This is a genomic window from Paenibacillus sp. FSL P4-0127, from assembly GCF_038007325.1.
GTDB classification, from domain to species: Bacteria; Bacillota; Bacilli; order Paenibacillales; family Paenibacillaceae; genus Fontibacillus; species Fontibacillus macerans.
The window spans coordinates 376454-396021 of the sequence record NZ_JBBOWY010000001.1 but is presented as its reverse complement, the minus strand read 5'-3'; the positions used below and the strand labels follow the sequence as shown (position 1 = coordinate 396021).

General features: G+C 43.9%; 20 protein-coding genes, 5 pseudogenes and 1 CRISPR repeat array. Of the genes and pseudogenes, 20 read left to right on the top strand and 5 right to left on the bottom strand.

Annotated features, from left to right (window positions below):
- Positions 1 to 4: 4 nt before the first annotated feature.
- Positions 5 to 832, bottom strand: a complete 828-nt coding sequence (locus NYE74_RS01605) for a multinuclear nonheme iron-dependent oxidase (RefSeq protein WP_124333600.1) — start codon at positions 830 to 832, stop codon at positions 5 to 7.
- A 469-nt stretch (positions 833 to 1301) separates the two neighbouring features.
- Here NYE74_RS01605 and NYE74_RS01600 point away from each other — a divergent pair, with 469 nt between their 5' ends.
- The 3 genes and pseudogenes from NYE74_RS01600 to NYE74_RS01590 all read left to right on the top strand — a co-directional run bounded on the left by NYE74_RS01600 (position 1302) and on the right by NYE74_RS01590 (position 3765).
- The gene (locus NYE74_RS01600) at positions 1302 to 2189 is read left to right on the top strand and encodes a helix-turn-helix domain-containing protein (RefSeq protein ID WP_124333599.1); all 888 of its coding nucleotides are present in this window, start codon (positions 1302 to 1304) and stop codon (positions 2187 to 2189) included.
- Positions 2190 to 2218: 29 nt separating this feature from the next.
- Positions 2219 to 2368, top strand: a pseudogene (locus tag NYE74_RS01595) (YitT family protein); the annotation flags it as partial.
- A 730-nt stretch (positions 2369 to 3098) separates the two neighbouring features.
- A pseudogene (locus tag NYE74_RS01590) lies at positions 3099 to 3765 on the top strand (carbohydrate ABC transporter permease).
- Between the two features lie 59 nt (positions 3766 to 3824).
- Here the strand turns inward: NYE74_RS01590 and NYE74_RS01585 are convergent.
- Positions 3825 to 4052, bottom strand: coding sequence for a hypothetical protein (locus tag NYE74_RS01585; protein ID WP_036626986.1), 228 nt, complete (start codon positions 4050 to 4052; stop codon positions 3825 to 3827).
- Between the two features lie 163 nt (positions 4053 to 4215).
- On the opposite strand from NYE74_RS01585, the pseudogene NYE74_RS33225 reads away from it, so the two are divergent.
- Positions 4216 to 4367, top strand: a pseudogene (locus tag NYE74_RS33225) (CRISPR-associated endonuclease Cas1); the annotation flags it as partial.
- A 75-nt stretch (positions 4368 to 4442) separates the two neighbouring features.
- Positions 4443 to 4733: a CRISPR-associated endonuclease Cas2 gene (cas2, locus tag NYE74_RS01580; protein WP_036626985.1), complete on the top strand. Its 291-nt coding sequence runs from the start codon at positions 4443 to 4445 to the stop codon at positions 4731 to 4733.
- A gap of 569 nt (positions 4734 to 5302) precedes the next feature.
- Here cas2 (NYE74_RS01580) and NYE74_RS01575 read toward each other — a convergent pair.
- Positions 5303 to 5467, bottom strand: coding sequence for an ArsB/NhaD family transporter (locus NYE74_RS01575; RefSeq protein ID WP_316561616.1), 165 nt, complete (start codon positions 5465 to 5467; stop codon positions 5303 to 5305).
- 222 nt (positions 5468 to 5689) lie between these two features.
- Here NYE74_RS01575 and cas3 point away from each other — a divergent pair, with 222 nt between their 5' ends.
- The 12 genes and pseudogenes from cas3 (at position 5690) to NYE74_RS01520 (ending at position 16533) form a co-directional block, all read left to right on the top strand.
- On the top strand, positions 5690 to 8107 hold the full coding sequence (gene cas3, locus NYE74_RS01570) for a CRISPR-associated helicase Cas3' (RefSeq protein WP_240752280.1): 2418 nt from the start codon (positions 5690 to 5692) through the stop codon (positions 8105 to 8107).
- 240 nt (positions 8108 to 8347) lie between these two features.
- Positions 8348 to 9061 (top strand): type I-C CRISPR-associated protein Cas5c, encoded by a 714-nt coding sequence (gene cas5c / locus NYE74_RS01565; RefSeq protein WP_155619708.1) that lies wholly within the window; start codon positions 8348 to 8350, stop codon positions 9059 to 9061.
- Between the two features lies 1 nt (position 9062).
- Entirely contained in the window at positions 9063 to 10946 is a 1884-nt protein-coding gene (gene cas8c / locus NYE74_RS01560; RefSeq protein WP_240752281.1) for a type I-C CRISPR-associated protein Cas8c/Csd1, read from the top strand.
- Positions 10943 to 11794, top strand: a complete 852-nt coding sequence (cas7c, locus tag NYE74_RS01555) for a type I-C CRISPR-associated protein Cas7/Csd2 (protein WP_240752282.1) — start codon at positions 10943 to 10945, stop codon at positions 11792 to 11794. Before cas8c ends, cas7c begins: the two co-directional genes overlap by 4 nt.
- The gene (gene cas4, locus NYE74_RS01550) at positions 11784 to 12443 is read left to right on the top strand and encodes a CRISPR-associated protein Cas4 (RefSeq protein ID WP_240752575.1); all 660 of its coding nucleotides are present in this window, start codon (positions 11784 to 11786) and stop codon (positions 12441 to 12443) included. Before cas7c ends, cas4 begins: the two co-directional genes overlap by 11 nt.
- Complete coding sequence (gene cas1c / locus NYE74_RS01545) at positions 12440 to 13471, top strand: type I-C CRISPR-associated endonuclease Cas1c (RefSeq protein WP_155619711.1); 1032 nt, start codon at positions 12440 to 12442, stop codon at positions 13469 to 13471. The genes cas4 and cas1c overlap by 4 nt, the downstream gene beginning before the upstream one ends.
- 10 nt (positions 13472 to 13481) lie before the next feature.
- Positions 13482 to 13772 (top strand): CRISPR-associated endonuclease Cas2, encoded by a 291-nt coding sequence (cas2, locus tag NYE74_RS01540; protein ID WP_128631161.1) that lies wholly within the window; start codon positions 13482 to 13484, stop codon positions 13770 to 13772.
- Between the two features lie 170 nt (positions 13773 to 13942).
- A CRISPR array of direct repeats spans positions 13943 to 14244; the repeat unit is 35 nt; unit sequence GTCGCACTCTACGTGAGTGCGTGGATTGAAATTTG.
- 142 nt (positions 14245 to 14386) lie between these two features.
- A pseudogene (locus NYE74_RS01535) lies at positions 14387 to 14536 on the top strand (DUF2179 domain-containing protein); the annotation flags it as partial.
- Positions 14537 to 15117: 581 nt separating this feature from the next.
- A pseudogene (locus tag NYE74_RS33220) lies at positions 15118 to 15249 on the top strand (SunI/YnzG family protein); the annotation flags it as partial.
- A gap of 386 nt (positions 15250 to 15635) precedes the next feature.
- Complete coding sequence (locus NYE74_RS01530; RefSeq protein WP_155619712.1) at positions 15636 to 15791, top strand: YvrJ family protein; 156 nt, start codon at positions 15636 to 15638, stop codon at positions 15789 to 15791.
- A gap of 7 nt (positions 15792 to 15798) precedes the next feature.
- Positions 15799 to 15993 (top strand): helix-turn-helix domain-containing protein, encoded by a 195-nt coding sequence (locus NYE74_RS01525; RefSeq protein WP_196427483.1) that lies wholly within the window; start codon positions 15799 to 15801, stop codon positions 15991 to 15993.
- Between the two features lie 99 nt (positions 15994 to 16092).
- Positions 16093 to 16533, top strand: a complete 441-nt coding sequence (locus tag NYE74_RS01520) for a hypothetical protein (RefSeq protein WP_155619714.1) — start codon at positions 16093 to 16095, stop codon at positions 16531 to 16533.
- 61 nt (positions 16534 to 16594) lie between these two features.
- On the opposite strand, the gene NYE74_RS01515 is transcribed toward NYE74_RS01520, so the two are convergent.
- Positions 16595 to 17053, bottom strand: a complete 459-nt coding sequence (locus tag NYE74_RS01515; RefSeq protein WP_155619715.1) for a hypothetical protein — start codon at positions 17051 to 17053, stop codon at positions 16595 to 16597.
- A 392-nt stretch (positions 17054 to 17445) separates the two neighbouring features.
- Entirely contained in the window at positions 17446 to 17625 is a 180-nt protein-coding gene (locus NYE74_RS01510; protein WP_155619716.1) for a hypothetical protein, read from the bottom strand.
- A 243-nt stretch (positions 17626 to 17868) separates the two neighbouring features.
- Here NYE74_RS01510 and NYE74_RS01505 point away from each other — a divergent pair, with 243 nt between their 5' ends.
- The 3 genes from NYE74_RS01505 to NYE74_RS01495 all read left to right on the top strand — a co-directional run bounded on the left by NYE74_RS01505 (position 17869) and on the right by NYE74_RS01495 (position 19552).
- Positions 17869 to 18279, top strand: coding sequence for a sigma-70 family RNA polymerase sigma factor (locus NYE74_RS01505; RefSeq protein WP_155619717.1), 411 nt, complete (start codon positions 17869 to 17871; stop codon positions 18277 to 18279).
- Between the two features lie 74 nt (positions 18280 to 18353).
- Complete coding sequence (locus tag NYE74_RS01500; RefSeq protein WP_240752283.1) at positions 18354 to 18548, top strand: helix-turn-helix domain-containing protein; 195 nt, start codon at positions 18354 to 18356, stop codon at positions 18546 to 18548.
- A 98-nt stretch (positions 18549 to 18646) separates the two neighbouring features.
- Positions 18647 to 19552: a copper amine oxidase N-terminal domain-containing protein gene (locus tag NYE74_RS01495; RefSeq protein WP_155619719.1), complete on the top strand. Its 906-nt coding sequence runs from the start codon at positions 18647 to 18649 to the stop codon at positions 19550 to 19552.
- The last annotated feature ends 16 nt before the right edge of the window (positions 19553 to 19568 follow it).

The window sequence follows — 19568 nt, the reverse complement described above, 5'->3', positions numbered from 1 at the left end:
CTCCTCATTGAAAAAATAGTTGTTTGACCCATTGAATTTTTTCCTTAAGTTCATCTGCTTCCGGAAAATGCTCAAGCCCGTCTTCCAATTCCCAAATGAAAGCTTTGGGCCGTACTTTTTTTGTCTTGGCCAAGTATTCAATGAGTTCCATGTGGAGCTGCTGATCTGCTCTCAGATCCTGATGTTCTTCTTCTTGATATTTCTTATCGCTGCCGACCGTACAATGAATTTCCACAACTTTGTCCAAATCCAGACTGTCAATAAAGGCATAGTGGTCAAGCGGATAGTAACGCTGACACGAGTTGGTGATATTCTGAATGCTTAGCAGCAGACCGGCGTCAGATTCGCTGAGAATTCGGTTAATATATTGCGGATAGGTCATTGTACCGATGGGATTGTAATGCATAACAGTGTTTTCAAGAACGAGCGGCTTGCCGACGAGCCGGGAAGTTTCATGCAGCCGCGTTAGGAAGATTTGCAGCGACTCCTCTGTCAAGATAGGTGGAAGCAGCGCACTGGATGGATTTCCGGGCACCTCAGTGAAGCAGATGTGATCCCCGTACCAGGGAGAATCAAGTATGTTCAAAAAGCGGTTGACTCTACTTATACTGGCCGTATCCACGGGGGCATCCGTACCAAGCGAAAGAGCGATAGTATGCAGAATAATCGGCTTATTAAGCTGCGCTTTCAAAATTCGAAGTTCTTCGGGTTCTTCGATAAATTGTCCCATGACTACTTCGTAGGCATCCACATCATCGTCAATCTGCTTAACGTATTCTTCATACCGATGCGAGTTATGAATCAACACGCCTACACCGATTTCATTAAACATTTAGAGCTCCTCCTTACGATCAGGAAATAGGCTTTTGGGAAAACTTAGTGTTGAAATGGAAGGTCTTGGGTACCAAGTATATATGCAAGATGATAAATAAGGGGCAGCACCGACAATAAATTATTTTTCTGCACTCATATAACCTCCTCGTGGGAATTGAGCTAGGAAGTAATAAGCTTGTGCATAGGGCTGTAAAAGAAATGGATGGTTATCTGGTATTTGCAAAAAGCTTGCGCTTTCTCTTAGTTGATAATATCCTATATTTAAAAATTGTGAATTTAAGAAATTTAGTAATTTTTTTCTAAAAAGTCCGGGTTATATCAATTATTCTTAAACAAATAACCATCAATATAAAAATAGTTATATTTTATAGATTCTCAGAGTTGAGTACATTAAAAAAAATGCTAGCTTGATTGCTGCAAGATTTTAATTCATATGACCAGTGAGCGACTGGAAGGAGTTGAATGCAATGGAGGAGAACCTTGGGGCATTAATTCGTGAGCTTCGAATATCTTTGCGGATGTCCCAGCATGCATTGGCTGAAGGTATATGCACACAGGCTTTCATCAGCAAAGTCGAGACGGGAATGGTAATCCCTTCGCTGGAGATTGCATTTAAAATTGGCCAGAAACTCAATATTCCGCTCGATTATATATTGGAGAAGCTTCAGTATCCGAGTTTTGATCATTATCAGGAGCTAAACTATCAGATTAACCGGCTGCTTCGCGAGCGTAATTATGAGGAGATTTATGAACTTGTCAAGGCCGAGAAGAAGAACCGTCAAATGGCCCGGAATATCCCGTTCAAACAATTGCTCCTTTGGCTCGACGGGATTTGCCACTATTACATATTAAAGGACTATGAGGCAAGCATTGCACTTTTCGAACAGGCGCTGGACCTGACCGCCAATCCTTACACTCATTCCGAACGGGAAATCGAGATCATTAACAGTATGGGTATCATTTATTGCGAGCACGGCAATTACGATGATGCCTTGGCTATGTTGATGAAAGCAACAGAATATGTAAATAAACGGATAGTGTTGAAGGAGAAGACGTTAAAAATAAAAGTCCTGTACAATACCGCCAAGGTATTGGCCAAACTGGAACGTTATGAAGAATCCAACTGCTTGTGCGATCAGGCCGTACAGTTATGCCGGGATTATGAAATATCTTATTTATTAGGAGAGCTTTACTACCAGTTAGGTTATAACCATGAGCACTTGAAAGAATGGAGCGCGACCCTGGATTACTTCGATAGGAGCGCCCGGATATTTGAGCTTCAGCAAAATGAGCTTTTTCTCGAACAAGCGGTCAAACGATTGAAAAATATTCAGTCCTTAAATAGCGGGGGATAGGGAGGAAAAGTACGGGCGGGGGAATGACGGAGGAAACGGAAGTCCTGTACATCGTCATCAGCAAGCAAGAGGTATCCACGCTTAAAAAGATTGTCAAATCCATCGACAAAGCCGCGTTTCTCACCATCCACGATGTGCGGGATGTGTTTGGCGAGGGGTTTTTGGATATTTCGAAGTGAGCCAATATAGCATCCTGGGCTAATGCGCGGCTTGTAAAAGCTCCAGGCGCTCTGGACATATGATGATGTACACCGCGAGCTGATCGTGAAAGCCGCATAGATAGCAGGAGGCATCCCCCAAGCCATTTGTCGTTATATTCCATGGGTGATTCAAGCCTTTATCGTTATGTGAGGACACTTTCCATTACTTTTATATCGCCTTGTGGCGAATATAACTTAGGCTCGGACATAACGGCTTTAGCAGTACCTGCATGCTGAGCGCCACTTTCTTAAAAAGTTTCGTGCTGAATTTGCGGCCTTCCGCACTAATTTCTATAGTGTCTGCGGGTGGTGAGGCGGCCGGTGCTCTATTTTCCTCCTTCGCCTCCGCAGCCTTTTGACGGCGCACTTTCTCCAGAGATGCTTCCTGTTCCGCTTTGGCTTGCTTTTTGGCCTCTGCTTGTGCTTGCTTTTAAAGCTTCACCCGCCTCTGGGCTGGATTCGGCAGCTCTATTCATGGAATCCATAGCATAGCCTAAAGCCCCGTCATTATGATTCGTTTTATAAAGATTGCCGCCCAGATCAAGGCTTCCGGCCGGTAAGCGGCGCCAGCCGTCGGCTGTTTGAGCTTGTTATTTCGTACCGGGAGGAATTCATCGTGAAGGAACGCAATGCTGGCGAGCTGCGCCATCCGGCGCACAAAGAGGGTTATGCAGCCCGGGAGAAGCCGGCGCATCGCCCCTGGCTGGCGATGGGGCTGTCCATTCTGTTCGCCGGATTAGGGCAGTTGTACAACCGCAGTTATATCAAAGGGATCATTCTAATTATTTTAGAGCTTGCGTTTATCATCACCTTCGCGGATTTTATTGGACTAGGTCTGTGGGGGATGGTCACGCTGGGGACGATTCCCAAAGTGGATCATTCGATTTTTTTACTGGTGTACGGGCTTTTGTCGCTTATTTTGCTGGCGATAGCCGCCATGATCTACATTGTCAACATCAGGGATGCCAAAAAAGAGGCCGAGCTCATCGCCGGCGGCTGGCAGCGGCCGAAGCGGCATCTCCCATGATGCCTATGAAGCGGCCGATGTGGACGGCGGGACGCGCTGGCAGAAATTCCGCTATATTACGCTGCCGCATGTGCTGTTTGCCACCGCGCCGTTGCTCATAATTCAATATACGGCCAACTTTAACAATTTTAATATCATTTATTTGTTCAATGGCGGCGGCCCCGCGGTTCGCGGGCAGACGGCCGGCGGGACGGATATTTTGATTTCCTGGGTGTATCAGCTTACCTTTAAGACAAACAACTACAATATGGCGGCGACCATTTCCTTGATAATCGGAGTCATTGTGATCGCTTTCGCCTTTTTTCAATTCAGACGGACCAAATCGTTCAAAGAGGAGCGTGATCATTAAATGGTCTTTGCCGTAAACCAGCTTATCATTAATAACGCTTATATAGTATGCCCCTACTTTCACCCCCGCTTGTAATAAACATAGGAAAAGGGCTTGTTCAGGTCGTTTTTTATTGCGACATCGAGGATTTCAATGTGTTCTTTTTCACTTAGCTGTTTAATATGAAGATCGGAAATTTTACTATAAGAGTCTTTTTGAGAGAGGTGAATCAGGGCCGAAAGGAGAAAAGCAGAGGGAGGGCCAATCCTTGAAGGAACCATTTGTTTTTCAGCATCGGCGTCAAACAAATCTCCCCATTCATTACAGTTCTAAGTACGGTTAAATTATACTATTACAACTGGAGAAGTGTATAGCTAAGCGACTGGCTTGTTGGGATTGCTTTTTATTATAATGAAGCCGTATATTGGTGAATTATGACAAATCTTGCGGTAAAATAGAACTAGGTTGTATGCTGATCGTAATATTTCCATCCCCTTCTTGACACAAAGCGGGAGATTCTTGGCAAGAGTGATCGGTGAAAGCCGGGGGAAATGTCGTTTTGCGAAAGATGCAGCCGAATTTCTGATAATGAAGAGGAAGCAACGAAGATCTATAACCACAAATCTTATTACTGGCCCGTTTCTTGCGCGGCGATTTAGATGAGTACCCGCCATTTTTATGGCAGTAGGTGAGTCGGGATGCTTGTACTCATTACTTATGATGTTCAAACAACAGGCGTGGGAGGGGCCGCGCGGCTCCGGAAAGTGGCTAAGGCATGTCAGAACTACGTGCAGCGGGTGCAGAATTCCGTGTTTGAGTGCATTGTGAATGCAGCCCAGTTCACTGCTCTGAAATTGGAGTTAACCCAGTTAATTGATGAAGAAAAAGATAGCTTGCGATTTTATCGGTTGGGCAATAACTACAAAACCAAAGTAGAGCATATTGGGGCCAAGCCATCGATAGATTTAGAGGAGCCGCTTATCTTCTAGCGGTGCGAACCCAAGCGCACATAAAATCCCTGGGAGGTTCGCACCCCGCGTCATTAAAGGATTTGTAGAGATTTTGGTTAAAATTAATGGAAAAATTTCGTGCTCGCAAAATGGGTTCGCACTTTTGGGCTTACGAGGCCTTGTGCCACAAGGATTCGCATGGCCCGCTGTCGCACTCCATGTGAGTGCGTGGATTGAAATCGGCGTATTGGGATTGGTACTATCCTCGCGGCCCGTCGCACTCCATGTGAGTGCGTGGATTGAAATGCGAAGCAATGCGGGTTGGGGAAAAGGAACGCCAGGAGTCGCACTCCATGTGAGTGCGTGGATTGAAATGCTCACCAGCTCTTGGCCGCGCTAATGGCGCTCCTGGTCGCACTCCATGTGAGTACGTGGATTGAAATCCCAATGTTCGATGCGATTAACGCCATGCCCGGTCACATCTCTTTGTAAGTGCGTAGATTGCAGGGAAATAATGGACTACACTTTCATACTATTGACTAACCGTTCATAATAAATGCTCTGATTCTGAAAGTCTCGCAACTTTTTAGGGTTCATAGCAAAGCGCTTTAGGTAGAGATGATAATCATGGCGTTAAACGTCAAGATGGCTTTCCACGTAATTTGTACGACTTCCCACACGTCGCCGAAGACGACGACCCCGGTCAGCAGAGCCGGCACCGCGCCGCTGTAGGCAGACCGGCCAATGTTCAGCCCTTTGGGCTGCCAAATCACGAAGTCAACGTCATGATAAAAATAACCTATGTCGCAACGATGTCAAAACTCATAGTTCCTCTCCATTATTACAACCGGAGAAGTGTATAGCTAAGCGAGTTGCTTGTTGGGATTGCTACTTAATTGTAATAAGGCTTTTTACCCGTATATTGGTGAATTATGACAAATCTTGCGGTAAAATAGAACTAGGTTGTATATGATCATACGCGAGGAGATGTGCTTGTGTATATTGCCCATGTACGAGAACTCGATAAAGAAATTCAAACGATAAAAACGCACTTGCTTGGAGTACAACGGCTGGCGGAACAGTTCGGGGAAAAGCTGGGCCTGAAACATGTCGCTGGGTTAGCCGGGCTGCTTCACGATCTGGGGAAGTATAGCGAAAAGTTCCAACAATATATAGACATCGTTGCCTTCCACCCTGAATTGCCACAGCCGAAGCGCGGTGAGGTTGATCATTCTACAGCTGGAGGCAGGCTGCTATTTTCATTACTTCACCATAAAGAAAGTACCTTCTGCGAAAAGCTTCTGGCTGAAATCGTCGGTAACGCCATCATCTCTCATCACTCCAACCTCCAAGACTATCTCTCACCTGAGATCAAATCCGATTACTTAAGACGAGTACAAGATACGAATCTTCCTGAATACGAATTGGCTGTTGAACGTTTTTTTCAGGACATGATGTCCAAGGAAGAGCTTATCAATTATATTCATGTTGCCGTGGATGAATTGGAACAATTTATTAATCGCACGCCTACACAAAGTTTTTTTGTTACAAAATATATTTTCAGCTGTTTAATTGATGCGGATCGGACCGACACGCGTAGTTTTGAAGAAAAGGTTGAGGCTGGAGAGCCCACACAGCATCTTCTTTTGTTTGACGCCTACTATCGTCGTTTAATGGATCATCTGGCCGCTTTAAAGGAAAGAAGTGATGCAAGCGAACCGATCAACGTGCTGAGAGCCCGAATGTCGGAACAGTGCGATGTGTTCGCTGCCGAGCGCCCGTCCGGCATTTATACGTTATCCATCCCCACAGGTGGAGGCAAGACACTTGCCAGTCTTCGCTATGCGCTCAGGCATGCCGGCAAGTACAATAAACAGCGGATCATTTATGTCGTTCCGTATACAACAATCATCGAGCAAAATGCGGATGAGGTCAGGAAGATATTGAAGGATAGCGAACATATTTTGGAACATCACTCCAATATTATTGAGGACGATCCGAATGGCAGGGGAGATGATGACGAAGCAGATGACGGGATTATTACGGACAAAGAGAAGCTTAAGCTCGCTCGCGACAATTGGGATAGCCCGATCATTTTTACTACCCTTGTCCAATTCCTCAATGTTTTTTATGCCAAAGGCAACCGCAATACCCGTCGTATGCATAATTTGAGTCATTCAGTGATCGTTTTTGATGAAGTACAGAAGGTTCCCATTCATTGTATTGCCCTGTTTAACGAGGCGTTGAATTTCTTGAAACAAGATGCTCATTGCAGCATTCTTCTCTGCACGGCCACCCAACCTACACTGGAGGAGGTGAAGCATAGTCTTTGGAAGGACCGGGATGGGGAGATTGTGCCGAATCTTTCTGAAGTTGCGAAAGCTTTTAAACGGGTCGAGCTTATTGACCAAACGGAAGATCCTATGACGAATGAGACGTTGGCCGGTTGGGTGAAGTCGGAAATCAACGGGTGGGGCAGCACACTTATCATTCTCAATACAAAAAGGGTGGTTAAGGATTTATATGAAAAGCTGAAGGATTTCCCTGTGCCTGTCTACCATCTAAGTACATCCATGTGTGCGGCACACCGAAAAGAGCAGCTTGAGGAAATCCGAGGTATGCTGGATCAGCAAGACCCCTTTATCTGCGTAACCACACAATTAATAGAAGCTGGGGTCGATGTCAGCTTTAAATGTGTCATTCGCTCTCTCGCTGGATTGGACTCGATTGCCCAGGCAGCCGGACGATGCAACCGGCACGGAGAAGATGAATCGCGGAATGTGTATATTATTAATCATGCGGAGGAAGCCGTTTCGAAGCTGAAGGAGATAAAGGTCGGGAAAGATATGTCCAGCCACGTACTAGCCAGGTTTAAGAAGAAAGCTGATAAATATGAAGGAAACCTGCTTTTACCAAAGGCGATGAGTGAATATTTCCGCTATTACTACAATAGAATGGAGGTTAATTTAAACTATTACGTTAAGAAATTAGATAAAGAAATGACCAAGCTCCTGATGTCTCTCTCACAGGAGAATGATTATGTGACTCACTATCAAAAGAAACATGGGACAAGCTTTCCTTTGTTGTTAAATGGGAGCTACAAAACGGCAGCGGAGCATTTTCAGGTCATTGATCAAAAAACGACTTCCGTCCTCGTGCCTTATGGAAGAGGTAAAGAACTCATTGCTCAATTGAATAGTGGAGCATGGCTTGAAGATATAAGCAAGTTTTTGAAACAAGCCCAGCAATATACGGTGAACCTGTACTCGCAAGAGCTGGAGCATTTAAGACGGGATAACGCCATTGTAGTGCACTTGGACGGCATGATTTATGAGTTGAAAGAGAATTGGTACAGCGATGAGTATGGGGTGGATTTGAAGGGGGAGGGCGGAATGGATGATTTAATAATTTAAAAACCTGTCTTCACTCAAGACAGGTTTCCAACTGTTCCTCTAAATATTTCAATCCACGCTTTTTGAAAGCGAATGATGAAATTATACCAGAAATCGGTTTTAATTTCATTATTCGAAATATATAATTCATTTAAAGAAAAAGTTGAAATAAAAAATCATTGACGCCTTCGAAAAATAGATGTAATCTGTGAGTGGGATAATCTTCCTATGAAAATACTCCCAAAGGAGGTGATCCAAACCATGAGAAACGAAGTCCAGTTCGAAGTTTTCGGCGACTACGCTTTATTCACCGACCCTTTAACCAAAATAGGCGGTGAGAAGCTGTCCTACAGTGTTCCAACCTACCAAGCGATCAAGGGAATCCTGGAATCCATCTACTGGAAGCCGACCATCATGTATATCATTGACGAACTGCGTGTAATGAAGCCGATCCAGATGGAATCAAAAGGTGTGCGCCCGATTGAATATGGGGGCGGGAACACGCTGGCTAATTATACGTATCTGAAGGATGTCCATTACCAAGTGAGGGCCCATTTTGTCTTTAACGAACACCGGCCTGATCTCGCCTTTGACCGCAATGAAGGGAAGCATTACAGCATCCTTCAACGTTCGTTGAAAGCGGGAGGACGCAGAGATATTTTCCTCGGTACTAGAGAGTGTCAGGGGTATGTCCAGCCTTGTGAATTTGGCACTGGACCGGGTTTTTACGATACAGAAGAAAGAACGCAGTATTTAGGAACGATGGTTCACGGGTTCAACTATCCGGATGAAACCGGAAAGAATGAGCTTTCTGTAAGGCTGTGGCCCGTTGAGATGAATAAAGGGTATATCCAGTTTCCGAAGCCGGAAGAGTGCACGATTGTTCGTTCGGTTAGAGAGATGGAGCCCAAATCGTTCAATTCGGATAACATCGAGTCTGCGGAACAACTGCTCCGTAATTTAGGAGGTGAATGAGATGAGTTGGCTGCTCCACCTATATGAAACGTATGAGGCTAATCTGGATCAAGTCGGGAAAACGGTGAAAAAACGTAGTGACCGGGAGTACACGCTGCTGCCGGTTTCTCACACGACCCAGAATGCACATATTGAAGTGACGATCGATGAAGATGGTGACTTTCTTGAGGCCAGAGTGTTGGAGAAGGAAAGCACCTTAATCCCCTGTACAGAAGAATCAGCGAGTCGGTCAGGCTCCAAGGTTGCTCCATACCCGTTACATGACAAGTTAAGTTATGTCGCTGGCGACTTCGTCAAGTATGGCGGACAGATTAAAAATCCGGATGAGGTTCCTTTTGATAAGTACATCCGCAATTTGGAGGAATGGGCCAATTCGCCATATGCCACTGAGAAATTGAAATGTATTTATACGTATTTGCGCAAGGGGCGGTTAATAGAGGACTTGGTTGCCGCAAAAATAATCAAGCTTGACGAGAATGGTCGGTTGATAGAGAAATGGGATGATAAATACAAGGCAAAGCTCGGGGAAAAGCCGCCTATTTTCTCAAGCGGGGCTGCAGAGACATCCAGCGCTTTTATCAGATTTAATGTGTTCACCCCTGATTCACCGGAGGATGTTTGGAAAGACAAAGCGATGTTTGATTCGTTTATTGCCTTTTACAATCAGAAGCTGGGGGAACAGGATGTTTGTTTCGTTACCGGAGAAACACGTCCAAGTACGGAACGGCATGCGAACAAAATTCGTCATGCGGCAGACAAAGCAAAGTTAATTTCTGCGAATGACAATTCCGGCTTCACCTTTCGCGGACGCTTCAAAACGAGCAGGGAAGCGGTATCGATCAGTTATGAGGTGTCACAGAAAGCGCACAATGCTTTGAAATGGTTGATTCACCGTCAAGGGAAAACGATTGATGAACGCGTTTTTCTAGTGTGGGGCAACGATAATAATCCTGTTCCAAATACCGACGAAGACATCGTTGATATGGAGCGACATTTAGGCCGGGAGATGGAAAGGGAACCGGATACGGACAAGCCTTATGCCGACCAGGTAAAACGAGCGATTGACGGGTTCCGGAATGATCTTACATATCAAGCAGAGGTGAATATTCTCGTTCTGGACTCGGCAACGACGGGCCGGATGGCGGTGCTTTACTATCGGCATCTGAATAAAGAGCTGTATTTGAACCGTCTGGAAGAGTGGCATAAGTCTTGTGCCTGGGAGCATCGGTACCGCAGGGACGAAGAGAAGTTTGTTTCATTTTATGGGGCGCCGGCGACCAAAGATATTGCTTTTGCTGCTTACGGCCCAAGAGCGAGCGAAAAGATCGTCAAAGGTTTAATGGAGCGGATTATCCCTTGCATTGTCGATAAACGTACAGTTCCCCGAGACATTGTTAGGAGTGCCTTTCACCGGGCTTCGAATCCGGTTTCGATGGAACGGTGGGAATGGGAGAAGACGCTAAGCATTGCATGCGCATTGATCCGAAAAATGCTGCTGGAACAAAAGGAGGAATGGAATGTGCCGCTAAACACCGAATCCAGGGATCGGAGTTATCTGTTTGGCCGCTTGCTGGCTGTGGCGGATGTGCTGGAACGAGGAGCACTTGGCAAAGACGAGACGAGGTCTACCAACGCGATTCGTTATATGAACTCTTTTGCCCAGAATCCTAGCCGAACTTGGAAAACAATTCAAGCCAGCCTGCAGCCTTATCAGGCCAAGCTGGGAACGAAAGCTACCTATTTATCCAAGATGATTGATGAAATCGCCGATCAATTTAAGGATGTCGAGTTTAATAATGCTCCTTTAACAGAGCAATATCTGCTTGGATTCTATAGTCAGCGCCGTGAACTTTATAAGAAAAAAGAGGAGGATACAAACGAATGAGCACGCTTGGTCATAAAATCGATTTTGCTGTTATTTTATCTGTAACAAAAGCCAATCCGAACGGGGACCCGCTAAACGGCAATCGACCTCGTCAAAATTATGACGGCCACGGAGAAATCTCCGATGTTGCCATCAAACGCAAAATTCGCAACCGCTTGCTGGATATGGGAGAAAAGGTTTTTGTCCAGTCGGACGACAGAAAAGCGGATGAATTCAAAAGTTTGCGTGAACGTGCGGATGCCCATCCGGACCTCGCGAAGATGCTGAAAGCAAAAAATGCATCGGCTGATGAATTTGCCAAACTTGCTTGTCAGGAATGGATTGATGTGCGCAGCTTTGGGCAAGTATTTGCTTTTAAAGGTTCCGAGCTGTCTGTAGGCGTCCGTGGTCCTGTGTCTATCCATACTGCAACAAGCATTGATCCAATCGATATTGTCAGCACGCAGATTACCAAAAGTGTAAACTCCGTAACGGGGGACAAGCGCAGCTCCGATACGATGGGCATGAAGCATCGTGTGGATTTCGGCGTGTATGTGTTTAAGGGCAGCATTAATACACAACTTGCGGAGAAGACAGGCTTCACGGAAGAAGATGCGGAGAAAATTAAGCAGGCGTTGATCACACTGTTTGAAAATGACAGTTCCTCTGCTCGTCCCGACGGCAGTATGGAAGTCCACAAAGTGTATTGGTGGAATCATTCTTCCAAGTTGGGGCAATATTCGTCGGCCAAAGTGCACCGGTCTTTAAAAGTATACTCTACAACTCCTGAACCAAAAAGATTTGAAGATTATACGATTGAACTAGAGGAACTCGATGGCTTGAATGTCGAGGTTATTGATGGCCGTTAATGACGAGGACCGCTATTTGATGCTGTCAGGGCTCCAGCATTTCCAATTTTGCAAACGTCAGTGGGCCCTGATTCATATCGAACAGCAGTGGGAAGAAAATGTCAGAACCATCGAAGGCCAGCATTTGCACCAAAAAGCGGATCAACCGTTTATCAAGGAGAAGCGCAGAGACAAGTTGATTGTTCGTGCGATGCCGATTCAGTCCAAGGAACTGCAGCTAAGCGGAATCTGTGATGTGGTTGAATTTATCCAGGACTCGGATGGAGTAGAATTGGCGGGAGTAGAAGGCACCTATAAGGTCTACCCGGTTGAGTATAAGCGGGGGAAGCCGAAAAAAGGCGATGAAGACGTCATTCAGCTAGCAGCTCAAGCGATGTGCCTGGAAGAGATGATGCTGTGCCGCGTCGACACAGGGTACATATTCTACAACGAAATCAAGCATCGCATCGAAGTTCCGATTAGTGACATGCTGCGAGATCAAGTGAGACAAATGGCCGCAGAAATGCATCATTATTACGATAAACGTCATACGCCGAAGGTAAAGACGGGGCCGTTTTGCAAAAACTGCTCCTTGCAGCACATCTGTGTGCCCAATCTGCTGCAGAAACGCTCTGTCCAAAGCTACATCGAGGGGAGGCTGAGTGAATGAGAAAGCTGTTAAATACGTTATATGTTACTCAGCCTGATACTTACTTGGCGCTTGATGGCGACAATGTGTTACTGCTCAAAGATGATGAGAAGCTTGGTCGCTTGCCGCTTCATAATCTGGAGTCGATCGTGAGCTTTGGATACACGGGGGCTAGTCCAGCGTTAATGGGTTATTGTGCTGATCGTAATATTTCCATCACCTTCTTGACACAAAGCGGGAGATTTTTGGCAAGAGTAATCGGTGAGAGCCGGGGAAATGTCATTTTGCGAAAGACGCAGTACCGGATTTCTGATAATGAAGAGGAAGCAACGAAGATCGCACGAAACTTCATTACAGGCAAAGTCTATAACCATAAGTGGATCCTGGAGCGTATGACGCGAGACTATCCGCTGCGAGTTGATGTTGAACAATTTAAATCCGTCTCGAGCCAGCTGTCGGATATTTTGCGCGAAGTCCGCAACAGTAATAACCTGGAAAGTTTAAGGGGTTGGGAAGGCCAAGCGGCGGCCCACTATAACCGTGTGTTTGATCAAATGATACTTCAGCAGAAGGAAAACTTCTCTTTCCAAGGAAGATCCAGGAGACCCCCTAAGGACAACGTGAATGCCATGCTGTCGTTTGCTTACACTCTCTTGGCTAATGATACGGCTGCGGCTCTGGAGACCGTGGGCCTCGATGCTTACGTCGGCTTTATGCACCAAGACCGTCCTGGTCGTGCGTCCCTGGCTTTGGATCTAATGGAAGAGCTGCGAGGAATTTATGCAGACCGATTTGTGCTTTCGCTGATCAATCGAAAAGAAGTGACATCGAGCGATTTTGTTACCAAAGAAAACGGGGCTGTGCTAATGACGGACGAGGTCCGCAAAATGTTTCTGAAGGCATGGCAAACCAAAAAGCAGGAAAGCATCACACACCCGTATCTCGGTGAGAAAATCCCTTGGGGGCTGGTTCCGTATGTTCAATCGCTATTATTGGCCCGTTTCTTGCGCGGTGATCTAGATGAGTATCCGCCATTTTTATGGAAGTAGGTGAGTTCGGATGCTTGTGCTCATTACATATGATGTTCAAACGTCAGGGGCGGGAGGTGCTGCAAGGCTGCGTAAAGTGTCCAAGGCATGTCAGAACTACGGGCAGCGGGTGCAGAATTCCGTGTTTGAGTGCATTGTGGATGCAGCCCAGTTCACTGCTCTGAAATTGGAGTTAACCCAGTTAATTGATGAAGAAAAAGATAGCTTGCGATTTTATCGGTTGGGCAATAACTACAAAACCAAAGTAGAGCATATTGGGGCCAAACCATCGATAGATTTAGAGGAGCCGCTTATCTTCTAGCGGTGCGAACCCCAAGCGCACATAAAATCCCTGGGAGGTTCGCACCCCGCGTCATTAAAGGGTTTGTTAGGACTTGGGTTGAAATAAACGGTAAAATTTCGCACTCACAAAGTAGGTTCGCACTTCTGAGTATGTGAGGCCTTGTGGCTCAAGGCTTCACAAGGCCCGCTGTCGCACTCTACGTGAGTGCGTGGATTGAAATTTGCTCGGCGCATTTGCGATCTTCGCGCACTAGGTCGCACTCTACGTGAGTGCGTGGATTGAAATTTGACAGCCTAGAACTTACACATGCGGAACGAAAGGGTCGCACTCTACGTGAGTGCGTGGATTGAAATTTGGGGGCCATATTGTATGTACCTGGATCTGCCGTCGCACTCTACGTAAGTGCGTGGATTGAAATCAGAAAAAGCTTCATGTGCTCGCGTCAGTATCCAGTGGTCGCACTCTATGTAAGTGCGTGGATTGAAAGTTATGCGACGCTTACGGCGGAATACCCGGACATAGTCGCACCAGCAAAATGAGCTTTTTCTCGAATAAGCGGTCAAACGATTGAGAAATATTCAGTCCTTAAATAGCCGGGGATAGAGAGGAAAAGTACGGGCGGGGGAATGACGGAGGAAACGGAGGTCCTATACATCGTTATCAGCAAACAAGAGGTGTCCACGCTTAATAAGATTGTCAAATCCATCGACAAATCCGCCTTTATCACCATTCACGACGTGCGGGATGTGTTTGGCGAGGGGTTTTTGGATATTTCGAAGTGAGTGACAAAAAACCGTAACCTTATTTGGTTGTGGTTTTTTGTTTTTCTCAATAAGTAAGTTGGCAAGACGCTGATAGCACTGTGTGCTCAAGTTCGACCTGGTATAATTTGTTTATGGAGCAACAAGGAGATGGTTACTATTAAGAGTTTTGTGAAAATCAATATAATGAGTTTTGGATACGCGGTAATGTTATCTTTCCCTATACAACTGCTAGCAAATATCTACCGGATCGGCAGAGTACTCAGTTGGGACCTGTCCTTAGTTAACCAAGTTGTTTATTCTCTCATTTTCATCATGTTTATTTTATTTACGATTGTATTCGTTATTTTGACCAGAAAATACTTTGCTGAAAATAGTACAAAACTAAGGTTCATTTCGATGGTTCTGTGGTTTCCGTATTTTGTATTGATAAATTTCGCATTTAGTTCTTTGGTTCCTATAGTGGATCGCGGGGAGCTCCCAACTCCCGTTGTCGGGCTGTTGAGCCTTGGTGCTATGATCATCCACCCGATTTATATATTTGTAATAAATTTACTTGCGCCACTTAAATTAGATAATGAAAAATCGAGTTAAGGACGATAAAAAATGCAATTAGAATCGGAACCCGTTATGGTACTACGGATCGGATATTTATTAAAACAACTTCAAATACTTATATTTTGTTTACCACAAATGGCGAGACACTTATGAATAGGATTAAAGGGTATCTGTAAAATTCGAATGTAGCTCATCTCCAAAAAAAGATGTAGGATACCCCGACCTGCCAAATAACTACACACATTAGGGGGCAGTCCCAAACGGTCATAAATTTGACCTTAGGGACTGCCCCGTTTATTATACGATTCACCTGTTGAACGATAGCTAAAACAAGTCCTATGGAGCAGTATGCACTGTATCCGTTCCTTTTTGAAAGCGGTTGTAAAAAACTAGCTTAGTATCTCTTTATAAAGTAGGGAGTGATCTCTTCAAAAGGGGGCTTATATGAAGAAGGCTGATTATGTAAATGACAATCGTCGTTTTGTAAGGTATATGGTTTAGGAAATTTGTTGTAAAAGGCTATAGCTAAGGTGAGCCATCCATTAACGGGAGGTGAAGAAATATGGCTGAGTTTGATTTTACCGCCTTTATTGCTAATTTAGGGTTCCCTATTGCAATTACCTCGTATTTATTAATTCGTTTTGAAAAGAAAATTTCTGATTTAAGCGAGGCTATTAATGGCTTGAAGAATGAAATACAAAAAAACGCAAAGGGGTGATTTTATGATGGCCGAATTGTTATTAAAAGCACAACAAGATCAAGATCAGGAGGCAACATTACAGATTTTAAATTGTTTTACCCCAAAGATAAAGGCTTCATTGCAACAAGTGCCGGCCGATCAACGAGAAGACCTGAAACAAGAACTCTATGTAAAAATGTTAGAGGTCATACAAAATTTTGATCTTAGTGAACTGAAATAAAATTTAAGATTGGTTGTAAAATCAGATGCTCACTCTTCTTTATATAGTGTGAAACGCCCCGGGGATTTCAAAAATATATTTTATAGGAGGTTGTTTTAAATGGCCAGAGAATATGCTTCTGAAGTTACTGTTAGTTTGTCACAGATTAGAGATATTGTAAGAGCGCAACGATTAGTTATCGATAAGGGCATTATTAAGCCTAGCAATAATGACCTGATGAGCGGATTAGGTGCAGTGGCTACTATTCTAGGACTGATCTTTGTTCAGAGCACTCCAGTAGGTGTTGTCGCGGGTGTTGTCGGCGTGTTATCACTTATGGCCCCTTCAGAAGAAGAAGCGTTCAAAGGTCTGCTTGAAGCGGGGTATAGCGAATTAGCTAATCTTGAATATTTTTTGGTAGATAACCCGAAATATGACCTGATCAGAGTCAAGCTCCCTTTCCTTGAATATACTGTGGATGGAGAGCGGATAAGATTTGTTACTGGTAAAGGTGTGGTAACCGCACTTCATATCAAAGGCGGAAATTGGATCCCTATGTAAAGATAAATTACTCCAAGGTAAATAAGAAAAAAATTGGGCCGCTATCAATGATAGCGGCCGTCTATTTTTGAAATAAAGTTTGAATCGTTTCAACATTATAATCACTAATTATTTTATACGAACCTAGCTCCTTTTTCTTAGCATCGTATATTTCCATATAATCTTCTTCATAAAGGTTTATTTTAAATCTATTATCTTGATTTGTTCTTATTGATAATTGATATGTTCTGTAAGGATTTACATCAACTGAGCTAACTTTTCTTAATTTTATTGTAGAGAAATCACTAATTATTTTACCGATGTTATCATCTTCCACTTTAATTTCTTCCTCTACATTTGATGATTCTCTAGAAAATTTAAGAATATCAATTGAAGCTATCTCGGAAACTTTAATATGATTTAAAACAAGGTCGTTAAATGAAGTGTTTTGAGGAATGGAATTAAAAAACCACATAATGCCTACAGCAAAAAGCACTACAATAAGTAATAGGGTATACTTTGTATATTTTTTCTTCAACATAAATTATTAGTAGCCCCCCTAATTATTAATATTTCCTCACACCATTGACTGTCTATAACCTTGGACATGACAGGGCAACATATTCAGACCCCTGGAACTGCCCTTTGGCAAAGGGAACCTGCCCACCCTTTAGTAATCCTTTAATGGTGAGAAGCCATCAGATGCATCCAGTGGCTTCTCGAACCCCTTGAGGGAGTCTGTTTATGTATGATTCCAGAAATAACTTTCAATGGGCCCCTAACCACGGAGTTGAGAGCCTGCGTTTTATAGATCCGCACCTCGTACTATACAGAAAAAATACCCTAATTGCAAGGAAAAATAGTTATTATTCCTTTCTTTTCAAACTTATGGTTGAAAATCCGATTCTGGGTTTTCTCATTCGCTGACCGTAATTAGGGACTGAAACCTTCAGTGACACCACGTCTTCGGGCGATTTCCACTACCCAGAGTTCTCCAGCAATTCGGAGGCCTCCAGACTTAGCGAAATCGCCAGATTCTTCGGATTGTGAAATTGCCCGCAGCCCCGTTCCTCCCGAAAAGCAAGCCGGCATCTTGATCAGTTCTTCATTCATGTTCGTGCTCCTATCATTCCGTTGAGTTGCACTCAACCCACGCAAAAAAGAAAAGGTCACCCCTTGATACGGAGCCCGTCTCTTGTTGTTTCTTGATTCCGCTTCTAATTTATATAATTGTTTTCGGAGTGATTGGTGGTAAAATATAGGAAAGATGGTTCATTTTCGTTAATTTGGTTGTAAAAATTTTGTGTGGTAACTCTTTATAGAGTAGGAAGTGATTTTGTCAAAGGGGGGGCTTATATGGAAAAGAATGTTCATGTAAGTGTTAATCGTCGTTTTATTAAGTATATAGCCAACCTTATTTACTACAACTCTATTAATTATGACAAAAAAAGGCGGATGATGACTAATAGATTTCCTTTGATACTAGATAATAATGAAAGTCTAGAGTCATCATTACTTACAATTTATGATGCTGAGCGTGTATCACCAAATTTAAAAGATCACATCACGGATGATTTGCTTTTTCAAGCTTATGAATCTTTATCGGAACTACAACAACGGATTTTATCTTTAGCATACGTACAAAAGTTAAGCGATAAAGAAATAGCACAGATTCTGGGGGGATCCCAACAGAACATTTCAAAGCATCGCTTAAAGGCTTTAGCTAAGTTGCGCCGTCAATTAACGGAAGTGAAGAAATATGGCTAGATATCTAATTTAAGCGAGGCGACTAATGGCTTGAAGAATAAATGCAAAAAAAACGCGAAGGGGTGATTTAAATGATGGCCGAATTGTTATTAAAAGCACAACAAGGCCATGATCAGGAGGCAACGATACAAATCTTGGAGTGTTTTACCCCAAAGTTAAAAGCATCACTTCAACAAGTACCAACCGATCAAAGAGAAGACCTAAAACAAGAGCTCTATGTAAAAATGATAGAGGTCATACAAAGCTTTGATATTAGTGAACTGAAATAAAATTTAAGAGTGGTTGTAAAAGCAGACCTTATTTGTCGGCATAAAGCTCAAACTTTAATTGAATCATCGTCATAAAGGTAAAGGTGAGGGTGTAAAGAGTGAGGAAACTGTTAATTGCAGGTATCGGTATCTTTTTATTATTCGTTGTGTCCGGCTGCGCTTTGCCTGAGAAAAAAGTAAATGAAGAATCGGTTGCAAGAACGAATATGAATCAGGTGCAAATACTGCCTTATGGAGAAGAGTCTGAGGAGCCTTACATTATTTACGATGACGGAAGCAAAGAAATGTTGAATCAAGGATATATTGGACTGTTTATAAATGGTTCGATTATTAAGAATGCAAATGTTACAACGGTCAATGATCGTATGTTTGTTCCATTGGCGGTTATCGCCGAACATTTAGGAGCCCAACTGGAGTGGAACGACAAAGAGGGAACAGCTACTCTCGAAGATGAAGAGAATAAGGTGGAGGTCGTTGTTGGCAATAAGAGCGTGAAATTAAACGGGCAAGAGGTACAGCTAGATGCGGCTCCCGAACGACTGCACAAGGATCTCTTTGTTCCCATCAGTTTTGTAACCCAAGTATTGAAGGGGAATGTTCATTATTATGACGGAACCGACGCTGATGCATTACGCATCGTGGAAAGAATGCCGCATGTAATGATCAGCCGGTATCCCGAGAATGCGGCAAAGTTGTCGCAAGAAGAAGCAGTGAATAAAGCAAGAGAGCAACTGATCGCTGCATTTGAGAAAAGATACGGGACCTATACTCCCCTTGAAGAAAATGTGAAAGTTGAACAAGATGATGATGAATCTAGGCTTCAGAAGACCATCGCCAATTTGACGGTTAAAATGGAAAATGATCGCTACTATGTGCTGCCGGTCGTGTATGATTTTTGGGTGGATAAATATACCGGGGATGTGTACACCTATTATAATGGTTTAATCATGGATATAAGTGAATTTGATCCGAATGATAAAAATGCACTGGCTTTTCCAGGATAAGCGTGAGACCGAGTTT